Raw genomic sequence first — 23,880 nt, forward strand, 5'->3', positions numbered from 1 at the left:
TCACAGGTTGTCAAGAATTCCTTTCACCAGGTTCTTCCACTGAATGTTTGAAAAGCCCAATACGGCCGTAGCAGCCACCACGGTGTTCCTGACCTTGTCTGTAATGGCCGTGGTTTCAGTATTGGCAACTTCGTTTCTGCTGAAGACAGCGGCTGTAACTTCCCTTCCATCGCGCATTAACACAAAAGTACTTGTGGAGTGATCGTTCAGGAAATGCGCAACGTTTTCCCCTTGTTTTTTGGGATCGGAAGTTGGTCGTACGCGGAAGGCGACGTATTCAGCCGGTCCATCCGGAGCGCTCCTGTCTTCTATCGCTTCCACCCTTACCCAATCGTATCCGCCTCCTTCGGCATTTCCGGGACCGGGAAGATCGATCCTGAGATGATCACCGGTTTCTACCGTACGGTCAACCTCATTTCCAAAACCGTCTGTCAGCCTGAAGACAGCTGTAACCGGTTTAGCGTATTCGTGCCAGTGATTGATATTTACCAGCCGGTTGCGCGCAATCATGAAGAGCTTGCGTGCGTCGTTCTCATCTATAGCAACCACTGTGTGGTCGATATCCTTTTTAACCCCTTCTTTTTGATATGGGATTATTGCTTCATCTGCTGCTGTTATATGGCTCATCATATTCTTTTGGAAAAAAATCCAAAACTTCGTGCCTGATTTTGGCGTTTAGGAATAGATGTTGTGGCTGCTATAGTTATGGTGCAGTGGAGAATAGGGTGTTCAGGATATCATTACGCGGAGTGGAAAGGACAATTTTATCCGCAGGATCTCGCTAAAAGCAAGTGGTTCGATTTCTATGGCCAGCATTTCAATACGGTTGAGCTCAATATGACCTTTTACCGGTTTCCAAGAGTTGAATTTCTAAAAAACTGGTATAACCGCAGCCCGGAGCATTTTCGTTTTTCAGTGAAGGCGCCGAGGGTGATCACCCATTTCAAGCGCATGCGTGAGGCGCAACGTTACCTGCTGGATTTTTACGAGGTGGTACGGCAAGGTCTTCATGATAAGCTCGGCCCTATCCTTTTTCAGTTCCCGGCTTCTTTCAAGTTTGATGACGACAACCTCGACAGAATCGTGAAGCTGCTCGATCCTGCTTTCAATAATGTGGTGGAATTTCGCGATGTCTCGTGGTGGCAACAAAAAGTCTACGATGCATTGAGTAGTCATGGCATCACCTTCGCAGCCATGAGCCACCCAACATTATCAGACGGCGTGGTGAAGACCACCGATACGGTCTACTACCGGTTTCACGGTGTGCCTCATTTGTATACTTCACGATATGAGCTTCAAAAACTGGAGCAGGTAGCTCAGGAGGTTCAGCAGATGGAAGGTGTAACCCAGGCGTACATCTATTTTAACAACACTGCCGAAGGCGCGGCCATTGTGAATGCCCGCGAGTTTCAGGAGATCAGCGAACTGGTTCATTAACGATCGATACCCCATAAAAAAAAGGAACGTTCCGGACACTGCCCGGAACGTTCAAACCAAACCCCTCAAACCAACACATCCCCCGAGGGATCGGGGGAATCACCAATCCTTAAACCTAGGTATATAACACAATGCCAACCTGGAAGGTTCTGGAAAAAATAACTTTTAATGGTATTAATTCCAGACTAATCAATGGTGATGTACTAACGCCGTTTCACTTATGGCTGCCGCAAGAAAAAAGCGAAACAGTTATTGCACAATTCCTCATAAAAGAAGAGGACATTCATCATGTCCTCTTATCATCTATATATACAGATCCCTGAAAAGGAATCCGGATTTAAGTCAGCACTTCCAGATCGTTCACATTCTCGAAGATGAACTCGTTTTCATTCCGCACGTCGACAAAGATCACGGAATCCTTATGCACTTTACCAGCAAGGATCTGCTTCGACAGCTCGTTGAGGATCTCGCGCTGCAACACCCGCTTCAGCGGCCGTGCGCCAAACTGTGGATCGTATCCCAGCACCGCGAGCCGTTCTTTGGCACTGTCTGAAAGCTCCAGCTTCACACCGGCTTCTTCCAGCCGCTTCCGGATCAGGTCTACCTGTATGTCTACGATCTTCCGCGTGTCTTTGCGGCTCAGTGGACGGAACATGATGATCTCATCGATCCGGTTCACAAACTCGGGCCTCACCGTTTTCCGCAGCAGAGCAGTCACTTCTTCTTTCGTCTCATCCAGCACATCGAAGTAATTCGCGTCAGTGATCTTTTCAAAGTTTTCCTGGATAATGGACGAGCCGATGTTGGTGGTCATGATCACAATGGTATTCTTGAAGTTGGCGACACGTCCTTTGTTGTCGGTCAATCGCCCGTCGTCAAGTACCTGCAGCAGAATGTTGAACACATCCGGGTGTGCTTTTTCGATCTCATCCAGCAACACAACTGAGTATGGTTTCCTGCGCACAGCTTCCGTCAGTTGACCGCCTTCGTCATATCCCACATAACCGGGCGGTGCACCGATAAGCCGGCTCACGCTGTGACGCTCCTGGTATTCGCTCATGTCGATGCGTACCATGGCATTCTCGTCGTTGAACAGGTATTCGGCCAACGCCTTCGACAACTCTGTCTTACCCACGCCGGTGGTTCCCATGAATATAAAAGAACCGATGGGACGTTTCGGGTCCTGAAGACCGGCGCGGCTTCGTCTCACCGCATCGCTGAGCAAACGGATCGCTTCTTCCTGTCCTGCAACGCGGCGGCTAAGCTCATCTTCAAGGTGAAGCAACTTTTCGCGTTCGCTTTGCAACATCCTGGATACGGGTATGCCTGTCCATTTTGCTACTACTTCGGCGATGTCTTCGCTGTCCACTTCTTCTTTCAGCAACGAGTGCTCGCCCTGCATGGCTTTCATCTTGGTGTTGAATTCATTGAGGCGTTTCTCCGCTTCAACGATCTTACCATAACGGATCTCCGCTACCTTGCCAAAGTCGCCCGCTTTTTCGGCCTGTTCTGCTTCGAACTTCAGCTTGTCTATATTTTCTTTTTCGCGCTGGATGCCGTGCACCACTTCCTTCTCGCTTTCCCATTTCGCCTTCAGCGAGTTTCGTTGTTCTGAAAGCTCGGCGATCTCTTTGCTCAGATAAGCTTCCTGATCTTTGTCCTTCTCCCGGCGGATGGCTTCACGTTCGATCTCCAGCTGCATGATCCTGCGGTTGAGCTCGTCCAGCTCTTCCGGCAGCGAGTCCATCTCGAGCCTGAGCTTTGCCGCGGCTTCATCCATCAGGTCGATGGCCTTGTCTGGCAGAAACCGGTCAGAGATATAACGGCTCGACAGCTCTACAGCGGAGATCACGGCGTTGTCTTTGATCCTCACACCGTGGTGCAGCTCATATTTTTCCTTGATCCCGCGAAGGATGGAAATGGAGTCTTCAACGGAAGGCTCGTCCACCATCACTGACTGGAACCTGCGCTCTAATGCTTTATCTTTCTCAATGTATTTCTGATACTCCTTCAAAGTGGTTGCTCCGATCGCGTGAAGCTCACCACGGGCCAGGGCTGGTTTCAGAAGGTTGGCAGCATCCATGGCACCTTCGCCACCGCCACCGGCGCCGATCAGCGTATGGATCTCGTCAATGAAGAGGATGATCTGTCCGTTCGAGTCGGTCACTTCCTTGATCACCGCTTTCAGACGCTCTTCAAATTCTCCTTTATATTTCGCACCTGCCACCAGCAAACCCATGTCGAGCGACACGAGGACCTTGTCTTTCAGGTTCTCGGGAACGTCGCCGTCAACGATGCGCTGTGCCAACCCTTCAACGATGGCGGTTTTACCCACACCGGGTTCACCCAGCAGGATGGGATTATTTTTGGTACGACGCGAAAGGATCTGCAGCACGCGCCTGATCTCTTCGTCGCGCCCGATCACCGGATCGATCTTTCCTTTTTTGGCCAGATCGTTCAGATTCTTCGAATACCGCTCCAGTGATTTGTACTTGGCTTCGGCATTCTGGTCGGTAACGGAAGATCCGCCCCGCAGCTCTTTGATAGCTTTGATGAGACCAGCCCTTTCAAAGCCTGTATCTTTCATGATAGCGGATACTTTATCTTTGGTGTTGAGCAACGCCAACAGCAGATGCTCCACGGCGATATATTCGTCCTTGAATTCGCGTAATTCTTTTTCAGCCTGCTGCAGCACCGTATTGGTGGCAGAGGAGAGGTAGGGCTGCTGCCCTGAAACGCGCGGATACCCGTGTAAAATTTCACCGAGCTTGGTATCAAGCACAGTTTTATTGACGTTCAGTTTTTTGATCAGGTATGTAGTAACGTTCTCGTCCGTTTCAAGGATCGCCTTCAGCAAGTGTCCGGGCTCGATGGCCTGCTGCTGATTGCCCATGGCGATCTCAGCCGACTTTTGGAGAGCCTCCTGCGATTTGATCGTGAATTTTTCGAAGTTCATAGTTTCAATTCTCCGTTCCCTCTGATCAAAATGTAATCCATCAAATTTCCTCAGGCGTTTTTCAGAAACTTTGGCATTTAAATAATAGCTTTAGTAAGCATAAAGTGGCCAATTTGGCCTGGATCATGTCAAAAAGAACTGCTTCGACCTCCGAATTTTTGCCGGAAGCACGCCTGCTCGAGGTCGCCTGGGAAGTATGCAACCAGGTAGGTGGCATTTATACCGTTATCAGAACCAAGGTGCCTGCAGCAATGCGGTATTGGGGTGCCGGACGTTACTGTCTTGTGGGGCCTTATTTACACAATAACATTGCTGCCGAGCTCGAGCCCATGGATGATGTGCAGGATATTTTCGGGCAAGCTGCCGCTGCTTTAAAAAAACGCGGATATCACGTGCAATATGCCGAATGGCTGGTGACCGGTAAGCCAAGGGTTGTGCTGCTGAATCCCAGCTCCGTTGATGAGAAGGCGATCAATGTTGTAAAGTACCTGCTGTGGAAAAACCATGGCATTCATATTCCACCTGATAACCCGCTGGTGAACCAGGCTGTGGCGTTCGGTTTCCTTACCAAGCTGTTCGTGGATGAGCTGGTAAGGCTGGGCGGCAGCGAAGGCAAGCTGCTGGCACATTTTCATGAGTGGATGGCCGGTTTGCCGATACTGGATATCAAGCGCGAAGGCCTGCCGGTAAAAACGATCTTCACCACACACGCCACACAGCTCGGAAGGCACCTGGCCATCAACTCACCGATGTTCTATGCGCATCTTCCTTTTTTTAACCGCGAAGAAGAAGCGAAGAAATTCGGGATCGAGGCGGAAGCCACCATCGAATATGCTTGTGCCCAATCATCGGATTTTTTTACAACCGTGAGCGAGGTTACGGCCAGGGAATGCAAGCATCTGCTGAAGCGGAAACCCGATGCGGTGTTGCCGAACGGCCTGAACATAGAACGTTTCGAAACGTTGTACGAATTTCAGAACCTGCACTCAAAATATAAAGAGCAGATCCACCGGTTTGTGATGGGACACTTCTTTCCGGCTTACGCCTTTGACCTCGACAAGACCATGTACTTTTTTACGTCGGGCCGCTTTGAGTTCAAGAACAAAGGTTTTGACCTTACGGTGGAAGCACTGGCGCACCTTAACGAACAACTGAAGAAAGAGCAGGCAGACCTCACCGTGGTAATGTTCTTTGTCAGCAAACGGAACTTCTACAGCATTCAGCCCGAAGTGTTGCATTCGCGCGCGGTGCTGGACGAGATCCGCCAGACCTGCGATGCCATTCAGCGGCAGATCGGCAAGCGCCTGTTCCATGAAAGCACCATGCGGGATGATCACCACCTGCCCAACCTCAACGACTTTGTTGACGAGTACTGGAAGCTGCGCTACCGGCGAACAGTACAATCGTGGCAAACCAACAAGCTGCCATTGCTGGTAACGCACAGGCTTGTGGATGAGCAACAAGACGAGATCCTCAATATCCTGGCGGAAAAAAAACTGCGCAATGAAAAAGAAGACCGGGTGAAGATCGTGTACCATCCTGATTTCATCACGTCTTCCAACCCGCTGTTCGGCATGGATTATATCGAATTTGTACGCGGCTGTAACCTGGGCATCTTTCCCAGCTACTATGAACCCTGGGGATATACGCCGCTGGAATGTATGGCCTGCGGAATACCTTCTGTTACCAGCGATCTTTCAGGCTTCGGCGATTACCTGCTTCATCATTTTCCTGACCATGAAAAGAACGGCATGTACGTGGTGGAGCGGGGCAAAAGAAGCGTTGACTGGAGCGCGAAACAGCTTGCCGGTTTTTTACACAAATTCCTGCAGCAGGGCCTCAAGGAGCGCATCATGCAACGCAACAACGTAGAGAACTATTCGGCTGCATTCGACTGGGAGAACCTGATTCAGCCTTACAATGCCGTGTATGAAAAAGCGATCGCCATGTTTCCGGGAGACCAGGTGGTTGCTATGCAGGAACCGGTGGTGGGGTGATGGTTGCCGGTTGCCAGTTACCGGATAGCCGGTTCAGTGATGTGTTGTGATGAGATCATTTTTCTGAATAACAGAAAGTGAATTGAAACACAGCAGTGAAAGCCGTGACCATCTCAACCGGCCAGCTGGCAACCGGCAACTGGCAACTAATCTTTACTTCTTTCGCAGGTTGCATCCAACAGGCCGCACTTCCGGCGTTTCAATCTTCTGATTCGTGAGCATGATGTCTATGGCGTCGCGCAGATAGTTGTGGCGGACGTCGGCTTCTACCTGGGCATTGTCGTCTATGGCGCCGCGGTATACTACCGTGAACTTGCCATTGTTATTTTTTAGCAAAAAGGCTTCAGGACTTTTACGCACATCGAGCGCAGTCACCAGGGTCTGGTCTTTGTCGGCGAGGTAGGGCATGCTGAGGTTGAGCTGCTTTGCTTTCTTCGCCATGTTCTCTTTTGATTCTTCCGGATCGGGATGCGCGTTCACCAGCAGCACCGGAACACGATCCTGGTAAGCTTGTGAAAGTTTGGCGACGCGGTTGCGGTAATATTCATCGTAAGGGCAGGCGTTGCTGGTGAAAATGATCACCATGCCTGCGCATGAAGGAAAGTTCTCCGGTGAAACAGGCTGATCGTTCAACACATTCACGAGGCTGAAATTGCTTACTTGTTGGGAGAAGGCATTGAAACCAATCAGACAGGCAAGCAGCAGAAATACTTTTTTCATATCGATCATTTGTTTAGCACAACCACAAAATCATCATGCACGCGGTATTGTAAAGGTATTGCCGTTTCATAGTTATTGACAATTATTCTGCCAATTAATTCCCCCTGCTTTTCCCTTGAAAACGGGCTGATAATGAGGTTTTTGGCGAAAACAAGATCTTTTTTCCCATGGATCTTCACCAGCGCTTCTTTGGCCGACCAGTAAATGCAGTGTTTCACCATATCATCGCCTGCATCTGCGAGCTCGGCCGGGGCCAGCACGCGAGGGGCGACCTTGAACAGCTTCTCTTTGGGTTGTTCGAGGTCGATGCCTACCGATCTTTGACGATCGATGACGGCGGCCACGTAAGGATAGGAGTGGCTCAGCGAGATCTGGAAGTTGTGACCTGCGGGATATGGTTTTCCGAATTCATCTTTCGTGAGCCCGAGAAAAGGTTCTCCCCAGTTGTTCAGCAGTGCTTTGATCAGCGCTCTTCCGGCGAGGAACTCCAACCGTTTGAGATTGCTGGTGATGTGGCCGGGAACTTGTTCATGGGGGGCAACGCGGGCGGCAAGTGTTGACTCGCTTTCATTTATTTTCCAGATCGCCCAGGCTGCGTTTGATCCATTGTATAAATCCATAACTTTCGGAAAGTTATGCAAAAACTACAAGTTGCAAGGCTGCACAGTCTCACGGGCCACACCGATGCGGTTTACACCCTGCAGCCTTCGTCGCAGGCACATCACTTTTTTTCGGCGGCGGGAGATGGTATGGTGGTTCTGTGGGATCAGCAGCAGCCGGAGCAGGGACAGCTGATCGCACGGCTTCCGAACTCGATCTATGCGCTTCATTTTCATCCGGGCAGTGAAGTGCTGGTAGCGGGCCACAATTACGACGGCATTCATGTGCTCGACTGGAAGAATAAAAACGAGATCGCATCGTTACAGTTATCGAAGGCTGCCATTTTTGATATACAGTCGCGCGGCGAGACTGTGATGGTTGCCTCCGGCGATGGTTCGCTGACGTCTGTGGACCTTACGCGGATGATGGTTACACAACGTGTGCAGGCTACCGACAAAAGCGCGCGCACCATTGCGCTGAATGATACGACGGGCGATATCGCGGTGGGGTACAGCGATCATTTCATCAGGGTATTCGATGCAAAGCTCAGCCTGAAAAGGGAGTGGAAGGCACACACCAACTCGGTATTCACCCTGCGTTATACATCAGATCAGAAATACCTGATGAGTGGTTCGCGTGATGCCAGGCTCAAGGTGTGGGATGTGCAGGGAAGCTATCACCAGGCAGCGGAAGTGGTGGCCCACATGTATGCAATTAATCACCTCGATTTTAGCCCTGATGGCAAACATTTTGTAACTTGTAGCATGGATAAGTCCATTAAAGTGTGGGATGCGGAGGAGTTGAAGTTATTAAAGGTCATCGACAGAGCCCGGCACGCAGGGCACGGAACTTCCGTCAACAAGCTTTTGTGGACAGGTTACAACAATCAATTGATCAGCGCCAGCGATGACCGGACAATCTCTCTATGGCAAATCATTTTTTAAACTTTGATATATGAAGATCACACCACTCGAAATACGGCAAAAGACCTTTGAAAAAAATTTCAGGGGTTACGAAAAGGACGAGGTACACGCTTTTCTGCTCACCCTTTCGCAGGAATGGGAGCGTCTCATGGATGAGAACAAGGAGCTGCGGATCAAGCTGGAGACCACAGAACGTGAGGTAGGCAAGCTGCGCGAGGTGGAGAGCTCATTGTTCAAGACCCTGAAAACCGCCGAAGACACAGGAGCGAACGTTATAGACCAGGCACGGAAGGCCGCAGAGCTTCACCTGCGCGAGTCGCAGATCAAGGCCGACGCCATCCTCAACGAGGCAAAGACAAAAGCCAAAGATACCATCGAAGAATCCGAGACCCGGTCGAAGGAAGTTGTTGCCGACATGGAAGAGCGCCTCAAAGGACTGGTGGATAACTACAAGAAACTGGAATCGTCGCGTGAAGACCTGCTCAGTGAGCTGAAAAGGATGGCCACAGACATTATGGACAGGGTGGAACGTTTCCGTAATATCACCCGCGATTTTGACGCCGACAAGCACCTGAACGCCGTAAAACGCGAGGCCAAAAAGATCATTTTTCCCAACTACCAGGCAGAGACACCTGCTCCGCCTTCAAAGCCCGAACCTGAGCCGGTACAGGAACCCGCTCCCGTGCTGGAGCACACCGTAACAGAGGCCCCTGTCAAAAAAATGCACAGATCCTTCTTCGACGAGATCGGTTAAAAGGCAGCGGAAAGGCGTATGAATGATAAGCAGAACGTTTACATTTGCTACGCTTAATTTGTAACCTTTCATTCTCATGACCGGAAAAGTAGCCCTCGAAGGACTCGAGTTTCATGCCTTTCACGGCGTCTATCCGCACGAGCGCAACTCAGGGAACTGGTTCGAGGTAGACATCGCCGTCGAGACCGATTTTTCGGAAGCCGCCGCCAAAGATGAGCTGACAGGCACGGTGAATTATGAGACCTTGTTCCAGATCGTGAAAGATGAAATGGAACGCCCCTCCAAGCTTCTCGAAACCGTAGCAGAAAAAATTGTAGGCAATGTGCTCCTCCAGCTCCCGGCCGTGATGCAGGTAGAGCTAAAGATCTCCAAGATCAACCCGCCGATAGGAGGGAAGGTGAGGAAGTCGTCGATCAGTATTGTGAAGAAGAGGTGAATTGGTTGCCGGTTACCGGTTGCCGGGTGGCCAGTTCAGCACAGGCTTCGGCTTTCACTTTATGATTTCAAAATCAATTTGATAAATAGCAGATAGTAGTTTTTGGACACTACACGAACCGGTAACTGGCAACTGGCAACCAGTGACAGGTACCTCAGCCCGAAACCTTCCCATCCTCTGGATTAGTAAAGAGAAACCCTCTCGCATCTTCGCCATCGTGGAAATCGACTTCTTTGCCGATCAGGTACATGGTGTGTTTTTTATCGATGTAAACGGGGATATCGGATATTTCGTAGGCCATGTCTGACGCTTTCCTTTTGTCGAAGCCGATGATGAGTGAAACGCCGCAGCCCCCGCCTTTAACGCCCACCCGAAGCCCGTAATCTTTAGGGATGTTCTTGGTCTCCATGATCTTCTTGATCTCGGCGGCAGCCTTTTGAGAAATTGTTACTGGCTGGACGTTGTCAAACATGTTCTTAGATTTGTGGCGCAAAATTATCTAAATTTCAAACACAAATCCCTTTCAATAAATTCTATTCTATGGATGCTCTCATTGAATTCGGCAAAATTCTGATCCCTGCTTCGGTTGTACTGTATGCGGCTTATCTGATGGTTCGCTCTTTTACGCAAAAGGAGATCGAGCTGAAGAAGCTGGAAGTACGCGGCCGCAGTATCGAGACCGTTTTGCCAAGCCGTCTTCACGCCTACGAACGGATGACCCTCTTCCTGGAGCGGATGGCACCCCAGAATTTGCTGGTCAGGCTCAACACCGCCACGGTGCCTGCGCGGGAATTTCATCACCTGCTTCTGGCCGAAGTGCGCAACGAATACAATCACAACGTATCGCAGCAGGTCTACATCGGCGAGGCCGTGTGGGAGCTTATTAAAAACGCCAAGGAAGACCTCATCGTCACCATCAACGATTCTGCCAGCGAGGTGGGCGAAAATGCAACCAGCCTTGATCTGGCCAAGAAGATCTTTGAAAAGAACATGCTCAAAACGGTTGATCCCCTCGCGCACGCCCTGTCGCAGCTCAAGCAGGAGATCCAGCGCACGTTTTAGGCGGCACGATCGTTGTTCCCTTATACGCGCTATGATCACCAACAACTTTTTTACAGCTGCCCTGCGAAAAGCTGCCAGTATGGCCGGTAAGCCGGGCCGTTTAATGTTGCTTTTATCACGCCTTGCCGCCAAGCTTCGTGAAGTGAACTGGCAGGGCGTTAATGCTGCCACGGCAAAAGACAGGATCTACGTGCTCGGACGCCTGATCAAGGCTTATGCGCTGGGCCATTATCGTGAGATCCCCTGGAAGTCGTTCCTGATCGTGGTGGCTGCCATCATTTATTTCGTCAATCCTTTCGACCTGCTTCCGGACCTGATCCCGCTGGCAGGCCTTACGGATGATTTCGCCGTGCTGGTGTGGGTGTATAATACCCTGAACGTAGAGATCGATAAGTTCCTCGCCTGGGAACAATCACGCATTGCTTCATGAAAACTGCGCTTGTTGCCGGAAGCACCGGCCTCATCGGGAACCAGTTGGTGCAATTGCTGCTGGCCAGCGATCGCTACGACCAGGTAAAAGCCATTACGCGTACGGACCTGCCATTGAATCATGCCAAGCTTGTACAGATAAAGGTTGACTTCCACAGGCTTGACGACTTCAAAGATGAGCTGAAAGCCGACGATGTTTTCTGTTGCCTCGGCACCACCATGGCCAAAGCCAGGTCAGAAAAGAAATTCCGGGAAGTGGACTATGATTACCCGATGGCCCTTGCAAGTCTCAGCCTGGCGCAGGGAGCAAAACAATTTCTGCTGGTATCGGCGCTGGGTGCCAACAAACAATCTTCCATTTTTTACAACCTGGTAAAAGGCGAGCTCGAAGATGCTGTTACCAAACTTCAATTCCGGGCTATCCATATCTTCAGGCCTTCGTTGCTGCTTGGACCAAGAGCAGAACATCGCTCCGCCGAAGAAGCCGCCAAGTTTTTTTATAAGGTCTTCGGATTCCTGATCCCGGCGAAATACAAAGCCATCGGCGCCGACAAAGTGGCGAAAGCAATGATCCACTTCGCCACCCAGGAAGAGCGTGGCATCTGGATCCACGAATCCCGTGACCTCCAACGTTTCTGATATTCGTTTATACTCGTTATTTTTATCAGTGCATTCATCCTGCAAATCCTATAATCCTAAATCCTGATCCGTGGTAGTAGTGGTCCAACGCGTTTCTTCAGCTTCAGTTGAAATTGAAAAACAGATCCATGCCCAGATCGGCAAAGGCCTGCTGGTGCTCACCGGTATTGAAGAGGCCGACAACGATGAGGATATCGACTGGCTCGCCGCCAAGCTTGTAAATCTTCGTATCTTCAACGATGCTGAAGGTGTAATGAATGTAAGCGTGAAAGATGATGGAGGCGACATCATTGTGGTAAGCCAGTTCACGCTGCACGCCAGCACCAAAAAAGGGAACAGGCCTTCGTACATCAAAGCGGCCAGGCCTGACGTGGCAATACCGCTGTATGAAAAGTTTAAAAAAGCGGTGGAGGCTGCGTTAGGTAAACCCGTTCAGTCGGGCGTGTTTGGCGCCGATATGAAAGTGAGCCTGCTGAACGATGGACCGGTGACCATTATCATCGATACGAAAAATAAGGTATGAGCCGCATCGAACTCATTAAGGGAGACATCACAAAACTGGAAGTTGACGCCATTGTTAACGCAGCCAACTCCAGCCTGATGGGTGGCGGTGGTGTTGATGGTGCCATTCACCGTGCGGGAGGTCCCGCGATACTTGAAGCATGCAGCGCCATCAGGAATGCACAAGGTGGCTGCCCCCCGGGTGAAGCGGTGATCACCACGGGTGGAAAGCTGGCAGCGAAGTTTGTGATTCATACCGTTGGGCCCGTCTGGAACGGTGGAGGTAAAGATGAGGAACGAATCCTGGGTAACGCTTACCGGAACAGCCTGAAGCTTGCTGTGGATAATCGCATCAGGACCATCGCTTTTCCGAACATCAGCACGGGCATCTATGGATTTCCTAAGGACAAGGCTGCTGTGATCGCTATCAATACAGTGAAGGATTTTTTGGAAACAGATTTTTCGATAGAGAAAGTTGTTTTCTGCTGTTACGATCAGGAAAATTTTGATCTTTATTCAACGCTAATATTATGACCAGGTTATTACTCATTATTTTTTTATTGGCTATCGAAGTCTCTGCTGTTGCGCAGAACAAATACGGATTGAAAGCCATGGCGTATCCGGAATACAAGGAAAGCATCAAGGCCGATCCTCAAAAAGAGCTGATCGACCTGGAGAAGTTTGTGCCGGGCCTGGTGATGGATATCCGTTATGCCACCACCAATAACTTCACGCATGAGAAGATCTACAACATGGCGAAGGCGTATGCGCGCAGACCCGTGGCGGAAGCGTTGAAGAAGGTGCAGGAAGAGCTGAAACCACAGGGACTGGGCATCAAGATGTTCGACGCCTACCGTCCGTATAAGGCAACCATCAAATTTTACGAGGTCTATCGCGATACCACCTACGTTGCGTCACCCTATCGTGGTTCAAGACATAACCGCGGTTGTGCCCTCGATCTCACGGTTATCGATCTGAAAACGGGAGAGGAGCTGAAGATGCCTACGGAATATGACTCGTTTAAAAAAGAAGCGTGGCCTTCTACGCCGGTAAGCGATCCGTTGATCCGCCGCAACCGCCAACTGCTCATCGACATCATGCAGAAATATGGCTTCCGTGTGAACGGCTCCGAATGGTGGCACTACGATTTCAAAGGCTGGAAGAATTTTGAGGTGATGGACATCGACTTCGAGGAACTGCAGAAATAGATATGAGACTTGAGATTTGAGACTGCGCCGTGTAGTCTATTGTATCAAATCTCACATCCGCGATACTTTTTCTGTGTAGCGAAATTGCCTCACCTCACCTACTGGTTGCCGAATATTCGAGATTTTTACGTCGACCGTCACCGGTATTATCTCATGTCTCAAATCTCATATCTCACATCTATTTCTTTCGATCAATGGTAATTTTCTGCCATCAAGTTGTTCTTTTTGACAATAAGCTGCTTGTATGTCATAACATTCATAGCTAGAACCGCAAGGCGCACTAAAGCCGCTTTCTTGCTGATGTAATGTATTGCTGAAGTCTTCATATTTTATTGGTTTAAAAGCTATCAACTTTCTACCATAAACCAATTGACCTATTGCGATGATGAAAACAGTGCTTCTGCTGCTCAGCTCAGATCGGTTTTCAATACCCTTGATCCGTTACCTGGTGCTCGAAGGTAAACGTTATGGGTGGAAAACATGCATCGGCAGCATGTTTGAAAAGTCATGCCTCGAGCGCATCAAGGAGGAGAAGGTCAGCAGCGATGTCATCCTCATCAACATTACAGATTTCAGGCAATGTGATCATGCCATCCGCAAGTCAGACCTCGTGATCGGTATGATGCCTGACGTTATGTTGTTGCAGGTAGCCGATAGCTGCATCACGCATGGCAAACCACTCGTTGCTCCGTCAAGACTCAACCGTCAGCTGTTCGCCAAAAAATCGCAGGCTGAAGAGAACGGTGTGTTGTTGCTGGTGGAGTGCGGATTTACGCCGGGTCTTGACCATATCACGGCAAAAAAGATCATCGACAATATTCAGCTGAAGGGTGGAAAGATCTCTTCTTTCAAAACCTATAGTGGAAGCCTGATCGCGGAAAGCTGCATCGACAACCCCTGGGAGTTCAAATTGACAGAACCTACGGGCGACCTCATCAACATGGGTAAAGGTAATAACCGTCACCTGGTAGGCGGGCAGTTGCAGCACGTTCCCTATCCGCAGCTGTTCGGGAGAAGTGAGCCGCTTCACATTGCCGGACTTAAAAATACCGTAGCCATCCCGGAAGAGGATGCCCTGTATTGCCGCAAGGTCTATGAGCTCACGGAAGCAAACACCGTGGCGAAAGGACGGATCGTAAGGGAAGGTTTTGAAAGGATCTGGGATATTCTGATCAAGCTCGGCTTTACCAACACTACCTGCAAGATCGATCTCTTTGACGATCGCTCGTTCAGGAATTTCCTGCGCTCGCTTTTGCCATACTCACCTGACGATTCACTGGAAGACCTTCTGAGAAAATATGCAGGCGCCAATAGTGATGACGTTGAGAAGCTGAAATGGCTAGGACTGTTCGACGATGAGTGGCCCGAAGGTTATAAGGACATTACACCCGCGGTAATCCTTCAACATCTTTTGGAAAAGAAATTTGCCATGCAGCCGCAGGATAAGGATTGTATAGTTCTCCGCCATGAGCTGGAGTACACCAACAAGGATTGCCTGCACAAATTCACCGCCACCCTGATCGCCCAGGGAGAAGACCAGCGTAATTCTGCGCTTGCCAAAGCCATCAGCCTCACCACAGGTGCCGCGGCCAAAGCCATCCTGATGGAGAACATCAAGATCAAAGGACTTCATACACCGATCAAAAAAGAGATCTACGACCCGATCCTCAATGAGCTCGACGACCTGGGCGTTGCTTTCCATGTGGAAGAGAAGAAGATATATAAAGAGGACCCGATAGGTCATCCTGTAGAGAACTGAAAGAAATTAAACTAAACCCGACTAGCCAAGAAAAACAGCAAACCAAAACCAACTAACCTTTTAATGCGATGAAAAAGATCATTGATTTTCTGAAGTCTGAAACCCTTGTGTTTCTTACGCTGGTATTTGTACTGGTGGCTCAGATCATCCACACCATGTACATCTTTGAACATATCCGTGCAGCCGACATGAGCTTCCAGATAGGGGAGTGGCGCATCACAGCTTTCAACTGGACGCACGCCCTGATTTTTGCTGTGGCCATCGAGTCTGCTATCCTCATGTTCATCCTCAATGGCAAAAGATTGCCCTCCAAGATCTATGCCGTGGCTTCATTTGCTACCAATATCCTCTACTACGGCACCTGGAAACTTCCCATTCCTGAATTGCTGGCAACGGTTATTGCAAGCTCCATGCTGGCAGGTTCCATCTGGTTCTTCTCCGACCTGTTTGCGGAAAAGATCGAGCTGCTGCCTTATGGCCAGTCGCAGGAAGAGCTGAAAAAGTTTCTCGCCGCCCAGGAAATGGAAGAGCGAAACAAGATGACTTTCAAGAAAGCCCTCTAAATAGTCCGGATGGCTATCGGGATGAGATATTTGAGACCCGGTAGTTATCGGGGCGAGATTTGGGAATGTCGTATATTCGACCTGCATTTATCTCTCCCGATAGCTATCGGGAACTCATATATCAAATCTCATATCTAATGACTATTCAGGAGGCGCAGCAACAGGTTGATCAGTGGATCAGGACCACGGGTGTCCGTTATTTCAATGAGCTCACTAATATGGCGATGCTTACCGAAGAGGTGGGCGAAGTAGCGCGCATCATCGCCAGAAGATATGGCGAACAATCGGAAAAAGAATCAGACAAAGCCAAAGACCTGGCCGACGAAATGGCGGATGTGCTCTGGGTGCTGATCTGTCTTGCCAACCAGACCGGTGTTGATCTTACGAAAGCTTTTGAGAAGAACCTGGAAAAGAAAACGCAACGGGATAAGGACAGGCATAAGGATAACCCGAAGCTGAGGTGATGAAGAGTCCACAGACGACGGTCCACAGCAGCGCTATCCTGAGCGGTGCGGATGGTGCGTGGGAGCGAAGGACCCCGAGATCGTTACTGCGTACTTATTTCGTGCACCTGTTCTATGCGCGGGCGCTTCGTTACAATGGGATCCTTTACTCGCGCAATGCCATCACACTTGCATCGTTCAGGATGACGGTCTTTCAGGGATTGGCCATGGACTATCGACCATGGACCATGGACTATCGACTCACCGTTAGCACATTATCCACCAGCCTTGGCACCACGTCATACTGATCAGGTGTGAGGCAGAACTCGATGTCTTTGTGGATGCCGAGTTTTCCCAGTCGTTTTACGTGGCTCGAGGTGCTGAGAAATGCCACCATATCGTTCTTGGCCTGGTTGTAGAGGTGTTGGGCTGCCAGCGGTGCATCACAGGCGAGCTCCGTTTCATTTTTCAGTTTTTCAACAACAGCACCGGCAAACAGCGTGTCTTCGAGGTTTACTTTTCCTTTCCAGCCTGCACACACTACCAGTATGTCATAAGGCAACTCACGCACATGCGTAGCAACAGCTGACAGGTTGAGGAACGAGCCGATGACGATCTCCTTCGCCCCCAGTGATTTTACAATGGCTTGTGTTCCGTTGGTGGTGGTAAAGGCAATATTTTTTCCTTTGAGCGCAGGGTTCTGGTATTCGAAGGGGGAGTTACCCAGGTCAAATCCATCCACTTTTTTTCCGTCACGCTCGCCGGCTGTGAAATATCCTTTTTCTTTCATGGCCAGGCAGTCTTGGAGCTGCGCGAAAGGTGCGATGGTGGCGATGCCATGCGCGAAGGCCGTGGTCATGCACGAAGTAGCCCTGAGAATATCCACCACAACAACGGTGTGGTTTTGCACATTGTAAAGGTGCATGAGGTCAGGCGAGAGACAAACGTCGATGGTCTTCATGATCTTGTTCTGCGGGCGATCATTGACCGATCAGGGGAAGTTTGCTCACTGCTGCTTTCAGATTTTTTCCACGAACATCAATGAAGATCTCGCTTCCGGGATTGGCGTGTTGTGTGGTAACATATCCTAACCCGATGCCTACACTCAGCATGGGCGACATGGTTCCGGAAGTAACTTTGCCGATCACATTTCCCTGGGCATCTTTGATCTGGTAGTCGTGACGGGGAATACCTTTGTCGATCATCTTAAAGCCTACGAGCTTGCGCTTTACACCTTCTTCTTTTTGCTTTTTGAGGCTGGCCGAATTGGTAAAGTCTTTCGTGAACTTTGTGATCCAGCCTAATCCTGCTTCGAGGGGAGAAGTGGTATCGTCGATGTCGTTGCCATAGAGGCAGAATCCCATTTCGAGTCGCAGCGTGTCGCGGGCACCTAATCCGATAGGTTTAATATCTTTATCTTTTCCAGCTTCGAAGATGGCGTTCCATACTTTTTCTGCATGCTGCTTCTGCACATAGATCTCGAAACCTCCTGCGCCGGTATATCCGGTGTTGGAGATGATCACGTTGGGAACGCCCGCGAAATCGCCAATGGCAAAGTGATAATATTTGATGGTTTTGAGATCGGTTTTGGTCAGCTTCTGCAGCACTTCCGCGGCCTTGGGACCTTGCACGGCAAAGAGGCAGATATCGTCAGAGATATTTTTCATCTCCGCGCCTTTCGTATTGAACTTGCTGATCCAGTTCCAGTCCTTGTCAATGTTCGAGGCGTTGACCACCACGAGGTAGTCATTGTCCTTGATCTTGTACACAATGAGGTCGTCTACAATGCCCCCGGTTTCATTGGGCAGCGATGAGTACTGGGCCTGGCCGTCAATCAGTTTTGATGCATCGTTGGAAGTTACCCGCTGGATGAGGTCCAGGGCATGGGGGCCTTTGATGGTGAATTCGCCCATGTGGGAGACGTCAAAAACGCCTACGCCATTCCTTACGGTCATATGCTCCTCAATATCCGAAGCGTATCGCACAGGCATATTATAACCCGCAAAAGGCACCATTTTGCCGCCCAGTTTAACATGGAGATCGTTCAGGGGGATTTGTTTTACTTCCATAAGCTACTTTTAAGTGGCACAAAGCTAATAGAAGCTGGTGAATAAAAAAGACGTCAGGAGCCAGGAGTCAGAAGCCAGAAGCGCCAGATCAACGGGCAATGCCTTGATTTCCACTTTAGTACACGGTTATTCAAAGTCTTGATGCTCCTCTCCTGACTCCTGGCTTCTATTCCTTCTTCGCTTGCTCAAGCGCTTGCAGAATATCTTCCCGCACCTTCTTCACCTTCTCCATCTCATTTTCCAAATATTCGCGAGCTTTTTCTTCACCGAGGCTGTCGGGCAGGGGACGGAACTGGCGCATCCAGACCATCATTCCTTCGCCGGCGGAATCGAGGCGGGCAATGGTTGCTTCGATGGCGGGTTTTTCTGCGGCGGTTGCTTTTTCAAGCTTCTCTCTCAGCTGCTGCTTGGTTCTGTGAATATCATCCATTTTGGGCATTACCTCATCGTGAACTTTCATCACTTCATTATACAGTGCCTGGTTGCCACTGTTGTCTGTAACATCGCTCGCCGTGGCGTCGTGATCCGCATGCTCATGTGATTTTTCTTTGCAGCCGAACGCGATGAGGATCAGCGACAGGGAAAGGAGCTTCCAAAAAGATGTGTTCATGTGCTTGAATTTTTCGCTAAGGTACGGGCCGGCCGGCACAGGCACAAAAAAAATACGGACGCCCAATTTCTCAGGCATCCGCATTCTCATTAACCAAAGGTCTTCAGACTATTTTACAAGGATGGGCATCTGCGCCGCCAGGGCTATCAGGTCTTCATCCTCCACTTTTTTCTTTTCGTCGGCAACTACCAGGAAGTTCTCGTATAAAACGTCGAGCTCGGCTTTGGTGGTCTGGTATCCCAGCAGCTCCATGCGGTGCTTCAACGCGGCGCGACCGCTGCGGGCTGTCAGCACAATGGAAGAGCATGGCACCCCTACTTCGTCGGGGTTGATGATCTCGTAGTTCTCTGAATTTTTCAGGAAGCCGTCCTGGTGAATGCCCGAAGAGTGGGCAAACGCGTTGGCTCCAACGATCGCCTTATTGGGTTGCACCGGCATGCGCATCAGGTCAGAAACCAGCTGGCTCATGGCGTAGATCCTTTCAGACTTGATGTTGGTATGCAGGCCAAGGTCTTTGTGTGTTTTGATGATCATGGCCACTTCTTCCAGTGAAGTGTTGCCGGCGCGCTCGCCAATACCGTTGATGGTGACCTCTGCCTGGCGCGCGCCATTGGCCAATCCGGCGATGGTGTTGGCGGTGGCAAGGCCTAAATCGTTATGGCAGTGTACGGAGATCACTGCTTTGTGAATGTTGCTCACATGCTCATAGAGATACTTGATACGTTTTCCGTAGAGCTCAGGCAGGCAATAGCCAGTGGTATCGGGAATGTTTACCACGTCTGCTCCGGCGGCGATCACAGCTTCCACCATCTGGGCGAGGAAAGCCAGGTCTGCACGGCCAGAATCTTCTGCGAAGAACTCTACTTCAACACCTTTGCTCTTGGCATACTGTACGGCCCACACGCCCTGCTCCAGCACCTTTTCACGGGTGGTATTGAATTTGTGCTTGATGTGAATGTCGGACGAACCGATACCGGTGTGGATCCTTCCACGTTTGGCGTAGCGAAGGGCTTCGCCTGCAACGTCGATGTCGTCTTTTTTGGAGCGGGTCAGCGCACACACCACAGGCTCTTTCACGGCCTTGGAGATCTCTATCACCGATAGAAAGTCGCCAGGGCTGGAAATGGGAAATCCCGCCTCGATAATATCTACCCCCAACAACTCCAGCTCACGTGCAACGATGATCTTTTCATCGGTTGACAGCTGGCACCCGGGCACTTGTTCGCCATCCCGTAAAGTGGTGTCGAAGATCTGGATTTTCTGACTCATAATTCTTTGTTTAATTCCCTGTGGTTTATTTTTCTACCGGTAATGAAACTATCATTCTGATCTGGTTGCTCACAACATTGCCCATCACCTCCGTGCCCAGGATCTTCTCATGAGCGGTTGACGGATCTGCAATGTCTCTTGTGCGATAACCTTCTTTCAAAGTTCTTTCTACTGCCTTGATCACTGTATCGGCTTCTTCCTGCAGGCCGAAAGAAATGTCGAGCAATAGGGCTGCAGACAGGATGGAGGCAAGCGGGTTGGCGATACCTTTTCCTGTAATGTCGTGCGCACTTCCGTGGATCGGTTCGTAAAGACCTACGGTGTCGCCTACGGATGCGGAAGCCAGCATACCCATGGAGCCCGCGATCTGCGATGCTTCATCGGTGAGAATGTCTCCGAAAAGATTTCCGGTAACCACCACATCGAAGCTCTTCGGATTCTGGATGAGCTTCATGGCGGCGGCATCCACAAACATGTGCTCTACGGTTACGTCAGGATATTGTTTCGCCACTTCCTGAACAACGGCTCTCCAGAGGCGTGAGCTTTCGAGCACGTTGGCCTTATCCACAGAAGTAACTTTCTTGCGCCGCGTCTGCGCTGCCTTGAAAGCCTTGTGTGCGATGCGCTCCACTTCGTAGGTGGAGTAGATCATGGTATCGTAGGCGGTCTTGTTGTCGTTCTTTCTTCCACGTTCGCCGAAGTACACGTCTCCCGTCAGCTCGCGGAAGAACAGGATATCGGCTCCCTTCAGGATCTCGGGTTTAATGCTGGAGGCTGCGAGGAGCTCATCGAACAATTTAATGGGGCGAAGGTTGGCATAGAGACCCAGTTCCTTGCGCATCTTCAGCAATCCCTGTTCGGGCCTTACGGGCAATGTAGGATCGTTATCGTACTTGGGGTGTCCTACGGCACCAAAGAGAATGGCGTCTGATTTTTTCAGCTTGGCCAGCGTTTCATCGGGAAGTGGAGTTCCCGTTGCTTCGATGGCCTCATGACCGATCTGGCCGTAATCAAAAACAAACTCATGGCCAAAGCACTCGGCGATCTGCTCCAATACTTTTTTACCACAGGCGGTAACTTCTTTGCCTATTCCATCGCCGGGCAGTATGGTTATTTTTTTCTTCATCAGTGGGTTAGTGGGTTAATTCAAATTGTTTTATCTCGTCGCGCAGGCTTATCAGGTAGTCGATATCATCGTAGCCGTTGGCGAGGCATGTCTTCTTGTAGGCGTTGATCTCGAAATTTTCGGAGGTGCCGTCTTCCAGCACTACCTTCTGATTCTGGAGGTCAACCGTGATGGCGGTGGAAGGGTTTTTACGGATGGCCTCGAAGACCTTTTTCAGGAAGGCATCCGATACCTGAACGGGGAGCAGCGCATTGTTCAGGGCATTGTTCTTGAAGATGTCGGCGAAGAAGCTGGAGATCACCACGCGGAAGCCATAGTCATAGATAGCCCATGCTGCGTGCTCGCGGCTGCTGCCACATCCGAAGTTCTTTCCAGCCACCAACACTTTGCCAGTATAGGTCTGATCGTTCAACACGAAGTCGGCCTTCGGTTTGCCTTCGCCATCGTAACGCCAGTCGCGGAAAAGATTTTCTCCGAAGCCTTCGCGTGTGGTGGCTTTCAGGAACCGCGCAGGAATGATCTGGTCGGTATCGATGTTCTCAATCGGCAACGGAACTGCCGCACTTTTCAGAGTTGTGAATTTTTCTTTGCTCATCTCAACAATCGGTCTATTCGTCAAAATCGCTGATCGTTATACCAGCTCGCGTACGTCTGTTACTTTTCCCGTAATGGCTGCAGCGGCAGCGCTGAGCGGGCTTGCCAGAAACGTTCTGGACTTAGGTCCCTGCCTTCCCTCGAAATTCCTATTGGAAGTGGAGATGCAGTACTTGCCTGCGGGGATCTTGTCTTCGTTCATGCCGAGACATGCCGAGCAGCCGGGCTCACGAAGCTCGAAACCTGCTTCTTCGAAAATTTTATCGAGGCCTTCTTTGCGGGCCTGTTGCTCCACCTGCTTCGAACCGGGAACAACCCATACTTCAACGTTGGGTGCCTTTTTCTTGCCTTTCACCATCTGGGCTACGAGGCGCAGGTCTTCGATGCGGGCATTGGTGCAGCTTCCGATAAACACGTAGTCAACGGCTTTACCCAGCAGCTGGCTTCCAGGCTCTAGGCCCATATACTCCAGCGACCTCGAGAACGAGGTCTGCTCGCTGATGTCTTTTAGCTCTGCCACCGTAGGGATCCGGTCTGTTACCTTGATGCCCATGCCGGGGTTGGTGCCGTAGGTGATCATGGGAGCAATGTCTGCGGCATCGTATACCAGCACTTTATCGTACTCGGCGCCTTTGTCGGTTTTCAAATGTCTCCACTGCTCTACCAGTCTTTCAAAATGTTCGCCCTTCGGAGCAAACTGCCTTCCCTTGATGTATTCGAAGGTGGTTTCATCCGGAGCGATCAGCCCGCCGCGTGCACCCATTTCTATGCTCATGTTGCAGATGGTCATGCGCGCTTCCATGGAGAGATTGCGGATGGTGTCTCCGGCGTACTCAACGAAGTAACCAGTAGCACCGCTCGCAGAGATCTTGGAAATGATGTAGAGGATAATATCTTTTGCCAGCACACCTTTTGCCAGCTTGCCGTTGATCTCGATCTTCAGGCGCTTGGGTTTGTACTGAAGTATGCACTGTGTTGCCAGCACCTGCTCCACTTCGCTTGTGCCGATACCGAATGAGATATTGCCAAAGGCACCGTGGGTAGATGTGTGGCTATCGCCGCATACGATGGTCATTCCCGGCAGCGTAAGACCAAGCTCGGGACCGATGATGTGAACGATGCCCTGGAAGGGATGGCCCAGGTCGTAGAGATTTACCCCGAACTCAGCGCAGTTCTTGCGCAGGGTCTCTACCTGGTGTCTCGACAGCGCTTCTTTGATAGGGAGGTGCTGATCTTTGGTGGGAACGTTGTGGTCGGCCGTTGCTGTAGTGCGTGACGGATTGAAGACCTTGATACCTCTTTTACGGAGCCCGTCGAATGCCTGGGGGCTTGTAACTTCGTGAATGAAATGACGGTCAATGAATACTACATCCGGGTATCCTTCGCTCTGCTTTACCACGTGTGCATCCCAGATCTTGTCGAACAGTGTTTTTGGTGAATTACTCATTTTTTATGGTTTAACTCAGCGGCTTTCTTTTTCACGTTTTCTAATAATAACAACTGTTAGTTCGTTCAGGATTCCTTAAAACGAAACCGTCCCGCCCTGGTACTCAGGACGGGACGGTGGCTCAGTGTCTGTATTACAACGATTGCTGAATGTTAATTCAAAATTACGTTTTTGTGACTTACGAAGATGACAAAAAGTGAAGGCAGCATCAATGAAAATCGCAAAAATTTTTCAATCGAAGAACAAGTGTTTGGTTGCCGGCAGGGCCGAAGTTTGAAGTTTAAAGTTTGAAGTTTAAAGTTGTTGCCGGTTGCCAGTTGCCTGTTGCCAGTTGCCTG

Annotated in this window: 28 protein-coding genes; 15 read left to right on the forward strand and 13 right to left on the reverse strand. The window is 50.3% G+C overall.

From position 1 onward, the window contains the following. Nucleotides 1–630, reverse strand: a complete 630-nt coding sequence (locus KK083_RS27910; RefSeq protein ID WP_254169433.1) for a hypothetical protein — start codon at nucleotides 628–630, stop codon at nucleotides 1–3. Between the two features lie 60 nt (nucleotides 631–690). Here KK083_RS27910 and KK083_RS27915 point away from each other — a divergent pair, with 60 nt between their 5' ends. Next, on the forward strand, nucleotides 691–1,437 hold the full coding sequence (locus tag KK083_RS27915; protein WP_254169434.1) for a DUF72 domain-containing protein: 747 nt from the start codon (nucleotides 691–693) through the stop codon (nucleotides 1,435–1,437). Between the two features lie 337 nt (nucleotides 1,438–1,774). On the opposite strand, the gene clpB is transcribed toward KK083_RS27915, so the two are convergent. After that, a complete protein-coding gene (clpB, locus tag KK083_RS27920) occupies nucleotides 1,775–4,393 on the reverse strand; it encodes an ATP-dependent chaperone ClpB (RefSeq protein ID WP_254169435.1) in 2,619 nt (872 codons plus the stop codon). A gap of 125 nt (nucleotides 4,394–4,518) precedes the next feature. On the opposite strand from clpB, the gene KK083_RS27925 reads away from it, so the two are divergent. Then, nucleotides 4,519–6,390 (forward strand): glycosyltransferase, encoded by a 1,872-nt coding sequence (locus KK083_RS27925; RefSeq protein WP_254169436.1) that lies wholly within the window; start codon nucleotides 4,519–4,521, stop codon nucleotides 6,388–6,390. Between the two features lie 153 nt (nucleotides 6,391–6,543). On the opposite strand, the gene KK083_RS27930 is transcribed toward KK083_RS27925, so the two are convergent. Together KK083_RS27930 and KK083_RS27935 are read right to left on the reverse strand one after the other, a co-directional pair. Beyond that, nucleotides 6,544–7,110 (reverse strand): redoxin domain-containing protein, encoded by a 567-nt coding sequence (locus KK083_RS27930; RefSeq protein ID WP_254169437.1) that lies wholly within the window; start codon nucleotides 7,108–7,110, stop codon nucleotides 6,544–6,546. A gap of 5 nt (nucleotides 7,111–7,115) precedes the next feature. Continuing rightward, complete coding sequence (locus KK083_RS27935) at nucleotides 7,116–7,730, reverse strand: 4'-phosphopantetheinyl transferase family protein (protein ID WP_254169438.1); 615 nt, start codon at nucleotides 7,728–7,730, stop codon at nucleotides 7,116–7,118. Between the two features lie 15 nt (nucleotides 7,731–7,745). Between KK083_RS27935 and KK083_RS27940 the strand changes: the two genes are divergently transcribed. From KK083_RS27940 to folB, 3 genes are all read left to right on the forward strand, one after another. Then, nucleotides 7,746–8,654: a WD40 repeat domain-containing protein gene (locus KK083_RS27940; protein ID WP_254169439.1), complete on the forward strand. Its 909-nt coding sequence runs from the start codon at nucleotides 7,746–7,748 to the stop codon at nucleotides 8,652–8,654. A gap of 10 nt (nucleotides 8,655–8,664) precedes the next feature. Beyond that, the gene (locus KK083_RS27945; RefSeq protein WP_254169440.1) at nucleotides 8,665–9,387 is read left to right on the forward strand and encodes a DivIVA domain-containing protein; all 723 of its coding nucleotides are present in this window, start codon (nucleotides 8,665–8,667) and stop codon (nucleotides 9,385–9,387) included. 76 nt (nucleotides 9,388–9,463) lie between these two features. Then, nucleotides 9,464–9,823: a dihydroneopterin aldolase gene (folB, locus tag KK083_RS27950; protein ID WP_254169441.1), complete on the forward strand. Its 360-nt coding sequence runs from the start codon at nucleotides 9,464–9,466 to the stop codon at nucleotides 9,821–9,823. Between the two features lie 154 nt (nucleotides 9,824–9,977). Here the strand turns inward: folB and KK083_RS27955 are convergent, their stop codons facing one another. Beyond that, complete coding sequence (locus tag KK083_RS27955; RefSeq protein ID WP_254169442.1) at nucleotides 9,978–10,295, reverse strand: HesB/IscA family protein; 318 nt, start codon at nucleotides 10,293–10,295, stop codon at nucleotides 9,978–9,980. Nucleotides 10,296–10,363: 68 nt separating this feature from the next. Between KK083_RS27955 and KK083_RS27960 the strand changes: the two genes are divergently transcribed. The 6 genes from KK083_RS27960 to KK083_RS27985 all read left to right on the forward strand — a co-directional run bounded on the left by KK083_RS27960 (nucleotide 10,364) and on the right by KK083_RS27985 (nucleotide 13,662). After that, a complete protein-coding gene (locus tag KK083_RS27960) occupies nucleotides 10,364–10,885 on the forward strand; it encodes a DUF7935 family protein (RefSeq protein ID WP_254169443.1) in 522 nt (173 codons plus the stop codon). Between the two features lie 31 nt (nucleotides 10,886–10,916). Further along, nucleotides 10,917–11,315, forward strand: coding sequence for a YkvA family protein (locus KK083_RS27965; RefSeq protein WP_254169444.1), 399 nt, complete (start codon nucleotides 10,917–10,919; stop codon nucleotides 11,313–11,315). Further along, nucleotides 11,312–11,953, forward strand: coding sequence for an oxidoreductase (locus KK083_RS27970; RefSeq protein ID WP_254169445.1), 642 nt, complete (start codon nucleotides 11,312–11,314; stop codon nucleotides 11,951–11,953). The genes KK083_RS27965 and KK083_RS27970 overlap by 4 nt, the downstream gene beginning before the upstream one ends. A 70-nt stretch (nucleotides 11,954–12,023) precedes the next feature. Next, nucleotides 12,024–12,476: a D-aminoacyl-tRNA deacylase gene (dtd, locus tag KK083_RS27975; protein WP_254169446.1), complete on the forward strand. Its 453-nt coding sequence runs from the start codon at nucleotides 12,024–12,026 to the stop codon at nucleotides 12,474–12,476. Beyond that, entirely contained in the window at nucleotides 12,473–12,988 is a 516-nt protein-coding gene (locus KK083_RS27980) for an O-acetyl-ADP-ribose deacetylase (RefSeq protein ID WP_254169447.1), read from the forward strand. Before dtd ends, KK083_RS27980 begins: the two co-directional genes overlap by 4 nt. After that, nucleotides 12,985–13,662, forward strand: coding sequence for a M15 family metallopeptidase (locus KK083_RS27985; RefSeq protein ID WP_254169448.1), 678 nt, complete (start codon nucleotides 12,985–12,987; stop codon nucleotides 13,660–13,662). The genes KK083_RS27980 and KK083_RS27985 overlap by 4 nt, the downstream gene beginning before the upstream one ends. Before the next feature lie 191 nt (nucleotides 13,663–13,853). On the opposite strand, the gene KK083_RS32580 is transcribed toward KK083_RS27985, so the two are convergent. Then, on the reverse strand, nucleotides 13,854–13,988 hold the full coding sequence (locus KK083_RS32580) for a hypothetical protein (protein WP_262899629.1): 135 nt from the start codon (nucleotides 13,986–13,988) through the stop codon (nucleotides 13,854–13,856). A gap of 56 nt (nucleotides 13,989–14,044) precedes the next feature. On the opposite strand from KK083_RS32580, the gene KK083_RS27990 reads away from it, so the two are divergent. From KK083_RS27990 to KK083_RS28005, 4 genes are all read left to right on the forward strand, one after another. Then, a complete protein-coding gene (locus KK083_RS27990; protein ID WP_254169449.1) occupies nucleotides 14,045–15,421 on the forward strand; it encodes a saccharopine dehydrogenase C-terminal domain-containing protein in 1,377 nt (458 codons plus the stop codon). A 68-nt stretch (nucleotides 15,422–15,489) separates the two neighbouring features. Beyond that, entirely contained in the window at nucleotides 15,490–15,984 is a 495-nt protein-coding gene (locus KK083_RS27995; RefSeq protein WP_254169450.1) for a hypothetical protein, read from the forward strand. A gap of 137 nt (nucleotides 15,985–16,121) precedes the next feature. Continuing rightward, a complete protein-coding gene (locus KK083_RS28000; RefSeq protein ID WP_254169451.1) occupies nucleotides 16,122–16,448 on the forward strand; it encodes a nucleotide pyrophosphohydrolase in 327 nt (108 codons plus the stop codon). Then, nucleotides 16,448–16,735, forward strand: coding sequence for a hypothetical protein (locus KK083_RS28005; protein ID WP_254169452.1), 288 nt, complete (start codon nucleotides 16,448–16,450; stop codon nucleotides 16,733–16,735). Before KK083_RS28000 ends, KK083_RS28005 begins: the two co-directional genes overlap by 1 nt. Here the strand turns inward: KK083_RS28005 and KK083_RS28010 are convergent. The 7 genes from KK083_RS28010 to leuC all read right to left on the reverse strand — a co-directional run bounded on the left by KK083_RS28010 (nucleotide 16,681) and on the right by leuC (nucleotide 23,542). After that, complete coding sequence (locus KK083_RS28010; RefSeq protein ID WP_254169453.1) at nucleotides 16,681–17,388, reverse strand: 2-phosphosulfolactate phosphatase; 708 nt, start codon at nucleotides 17,386–17,388, stop codon at nucleotides 16,681–16,683. The two genes, KK083_RS28005 and KK083_RS28010, sit on opposite strands and share 55 nt — an antisense overlap. A gap of 19 nt (nucleotides 17,389–17,407) precedes the next feature. Next, nucleotides 17,408–18,496 (reverse strand): glycine cleavage system aminomethyltransferase GcvT, encoded by a 1,089-nt coding sequence (gene gcvT / locus KK083_RS28015; RefSeq protein WP_254169454.1) that lies wholly within the window; start codon nucleotides 18,494–18,496, stop codon nucleotides 17,408–17,410. A 166-nt stretch (nucleotides 18,497–18,662) separates the two neighbouring features. After that, the gene (locus KK083_RS28020) at nucleotides 18,663–19,106 is read right to left on the reverse strand and encodes a hypothetical protein (protein ID WP_254169455.1); all 444 of its coding nucleotides are present in this window, start codon (nucleotides 19,104–19,106) and stop codon (nucleotides 18,663–18,665) included. Between the two features lie 108 nt (nucleotides 19,107–19,214). Then, nucleotides 19,215–20,375 carry a 2-isopropylmalate synthase gene (locus KK083_RS28025; protein ID WP_254169456.1) on the reverse strand — a complete coding sequence of 387 codons (1,161 nt, stop codon included), beginning with the start codon at nucleotides 20,373–20,375 and terminating at the stop codon, nucleotides 19,215–19,217. Between the two features lie 25 nt (nucleotides 20,376–20,400). Further along, complete coding sequence (leuB, locus tag KK083_RS28030) at nucleotides 20,401–21,501, reverse strand: 3-isopropylmalate dehydrogenase (RefSeq protein WP_254169457.1); 1,101 nt, start codon at nucleotides 21,499–21,501, stop codon at nucleotides 20,401–20,403. 7 nt (nucleotides 21,502–21,508) lie between these two features. Beyond that, the gene (gene leuD, locus KK083_RS28035; protein WP_254169458.1) at nucleotides 21,509–22,096 is read right to left on the reverse strand and encodes a 3-isopropylmalate dehydratase small subunit; all 588 of its coding nucleotides are present in this window, start codon (nucleotides 22,094–22,096) and stop codon (nucleotides 21,509–21,511) included. Between the two features lie 36 nt (nucleotides 22,097–22,132). Then, nucleotides 22,133–23,542, reverse strand: coding sequence for a 3-isopropylmalate dehydratase large subunit (gene leuC / locus KK083_RS28040; RefSeq protein WP_254169459.1), 1,410 nt, complete (start codon nucleotides 23,540–23,542; stop codon nucleotides 22,133–22,135). Between the last annotated feature and the right edge of the window lie 338 nt (nucleotides 23,543–23,880).

Source organism: Chryseosolibacter histidinae (genome assembly GCF_018598225.1).
GTDB classification, from domain to species: domain Bacteria; phylum Bacteroidota; class Bacteroidia; order Cytophagales; family Cyclobacteriaceae; genus Chryseosolibacter; species Chryseosolibacter histidini.

Excerpts from the sequence above, each read along its gene's own strand:
- KK083_RS27910 (WP_254169433.1), bottom strand. The coding sequence starts at position 630 with ATGATGAGCCATATAACAGCAGCAGATGAAGCAATAATCCCATATCAA.
- clpB (WP_254169435.1), bottom strand. The coding sequence starts at position 4,393 with ATGAACTTCGAAAAATTCACGATCAAATCGCAGGAGGCTCTCCAAAAG.
- KK083_RS27925 (WP_254169436.1), top strand. The coding sequence starts at position 4,519 with ATGTCAAAAAGAACTGCTTCGACCTCCGAATTTTTGCCGGAAGCACGC.
- KK083_RS27930 (WP_254169437.1), bottom strand. The coding sequence starts at position 7,110 with ATGAAAAAAGTATTTCTGCTGCTTGCCTGTCTGATTGGTTTCAATGCC.
- KK083_RS27935 (WP_254169438.1), bottom strand. The coding sequence starts at position 7,730 with ATGGATTTATACAATGGATCAAACGCAGCCTGGGCGATCTGGAAAATA.
- KK083_RS27940 (WP_254169439.1), top strand. The coding sequence starts at position 7,746 with ATGCAAAAACTACAAGTTGCAAGGCTGCACAGTCTCACGGGCCACACC.
- KK083_RS27945 (WP_254169440.1), top strand. The coding sequence starts at position 8,665 with ATGAAGATCACACCACTCGAAATACGGCAAAAGACCTTTGAAAAAAAT.
- folB (WP_254169441.1), top strand. The coding sequence starts at position 9,464 with ATGACCGGAAAAGTAGCCCTCGAAGGACTCGAGTTTCATGCCTTTCAC.
- KK083_RS27955 (WP_254169442.1), bottom strand. The coding sequence starts at position 10,295 with ATGTTTGACAACGTCCAGCCAGTAACAATTTCTCAAAAGGCTGCCGCC.
- KK083_RS27960 (WP_254169443.1), top strand. The coding sequence starts at position 10,364 with ATGGATGCTCTCATTGAATTCGGCAAAATTCTGATCCCTGCTTCGGTT.
- KK083_RS27965 (WP_254169444.1), top strand. The coding sequence starts at position 10,917 with ATGATCACCAACAACTTTTTTACAGCTGCCCTGCGAAAAGCTGCCAGT.
- KK083_RS27970 (WP_254169445.1), top strand. The coding sequence starts at position 11,312 with ATGAAAACTGCGCTTGTTGCCGGAAGCACCGGCCTCATCGGGAACCAG.
- KK083_RS27980 (WP_254169447.1), top strand. The coding sequence starts at position 12,473 with ATGAGCCGCATCGAACTCATTAAGGGAGACATCACAAAACTGGAAGTT.
- KK083_RS27985 (WP_254169448.1), top strand. The coding sequence starts at position 12,985 with ATGACCAGGTTATTACTCATTATTTTTTTATTGGCTATCGAAGTCTCT.
- KK083_RS32580 (WP_262899629.1), bottom strand. The coding sequence starts at position 13,988 with ATGAAGACTTCAGCAATACATTACATCAGCAAGAAAGCGGCTTTAGTG.
- KK083_RS27990 (WP_254169449.1), top strand. The coding sequence starts at position 14,045 with ATGATGAAAACAGTGCTTCTGCTGCTCAGCTCAGATCGGTTTTCAATA.
- KK083_RS27995 (WP_254169450.1), top strand. The coding sequence starts at position 15,490 with ATGAAAAAGATCATTGATTTTCTGAAGTCTGAAACCCTTGTGTTTCTT.
- KK083_RS28000 (WP_254169451.1), top strand. The coding sequence starts at position 16,122 with ATGACTATTCAGGAGGCGCAGCAACAGGTTGATCAGTGGATCAGGACC.
- KK083_RS28005 (WP_254169452.1), top strand. The coding sequence starts at position 16,448 with ATGAAGAGTCCACAGACGACGGTCCACAGCAGCGCTATCCTGAGCGGT.
- KK083_RS28010 (WP_254169453.1), bottom strand. The coding sequence starts at position 17,388 with ATGAAGACCATCGACGTTTGTCTCTCGCCTGACCTCATGCACCTTTAC.
- gcvT (WP_254169454.1), bottom strand. The coding sequence starts at position 18,496 with ATGGAAGTAAAACAAATCCCCCTGAACGATCTCCATGTTAAACTGGGC.
- KK083_RS28020 (WP_254169455.1), bottom strand. The coding sequence starts at position 19,106 with ATGAACACATCTTTTTGGAAGCTCCTTTCCCTGTCGCTGATCCTCATC.
- KK083_RS28025 (WP_254169456.1), bottom strand. The coding sequence starts at position 20,375 with ATGAGTCAGAAAATCCAGATCTTCGACACCACTTTACGGGATGGCGAA.
- leuB (WP_254169457.1), bottom strand. The coding sequence starts at position 21,501 with ATGAAGAAAAAAATAACCATACTGCCCGGCGATGGAATAGGCAAAGAA.
- leuD (WP_254169458.1), bottom strand. The coding sequence starts at position 22,096 with ATGAGCAAAGAAAAATTCACAACTCTGAAAAGTGCGGCAGTTCCGTTG.
- leuC (WP_254169459.1), bottom strand. The coding sequence starts at position 23,542 with ATGAGTAATTCACCAAAAACACTGTTCGACAAGATCTGGGATGCACAC.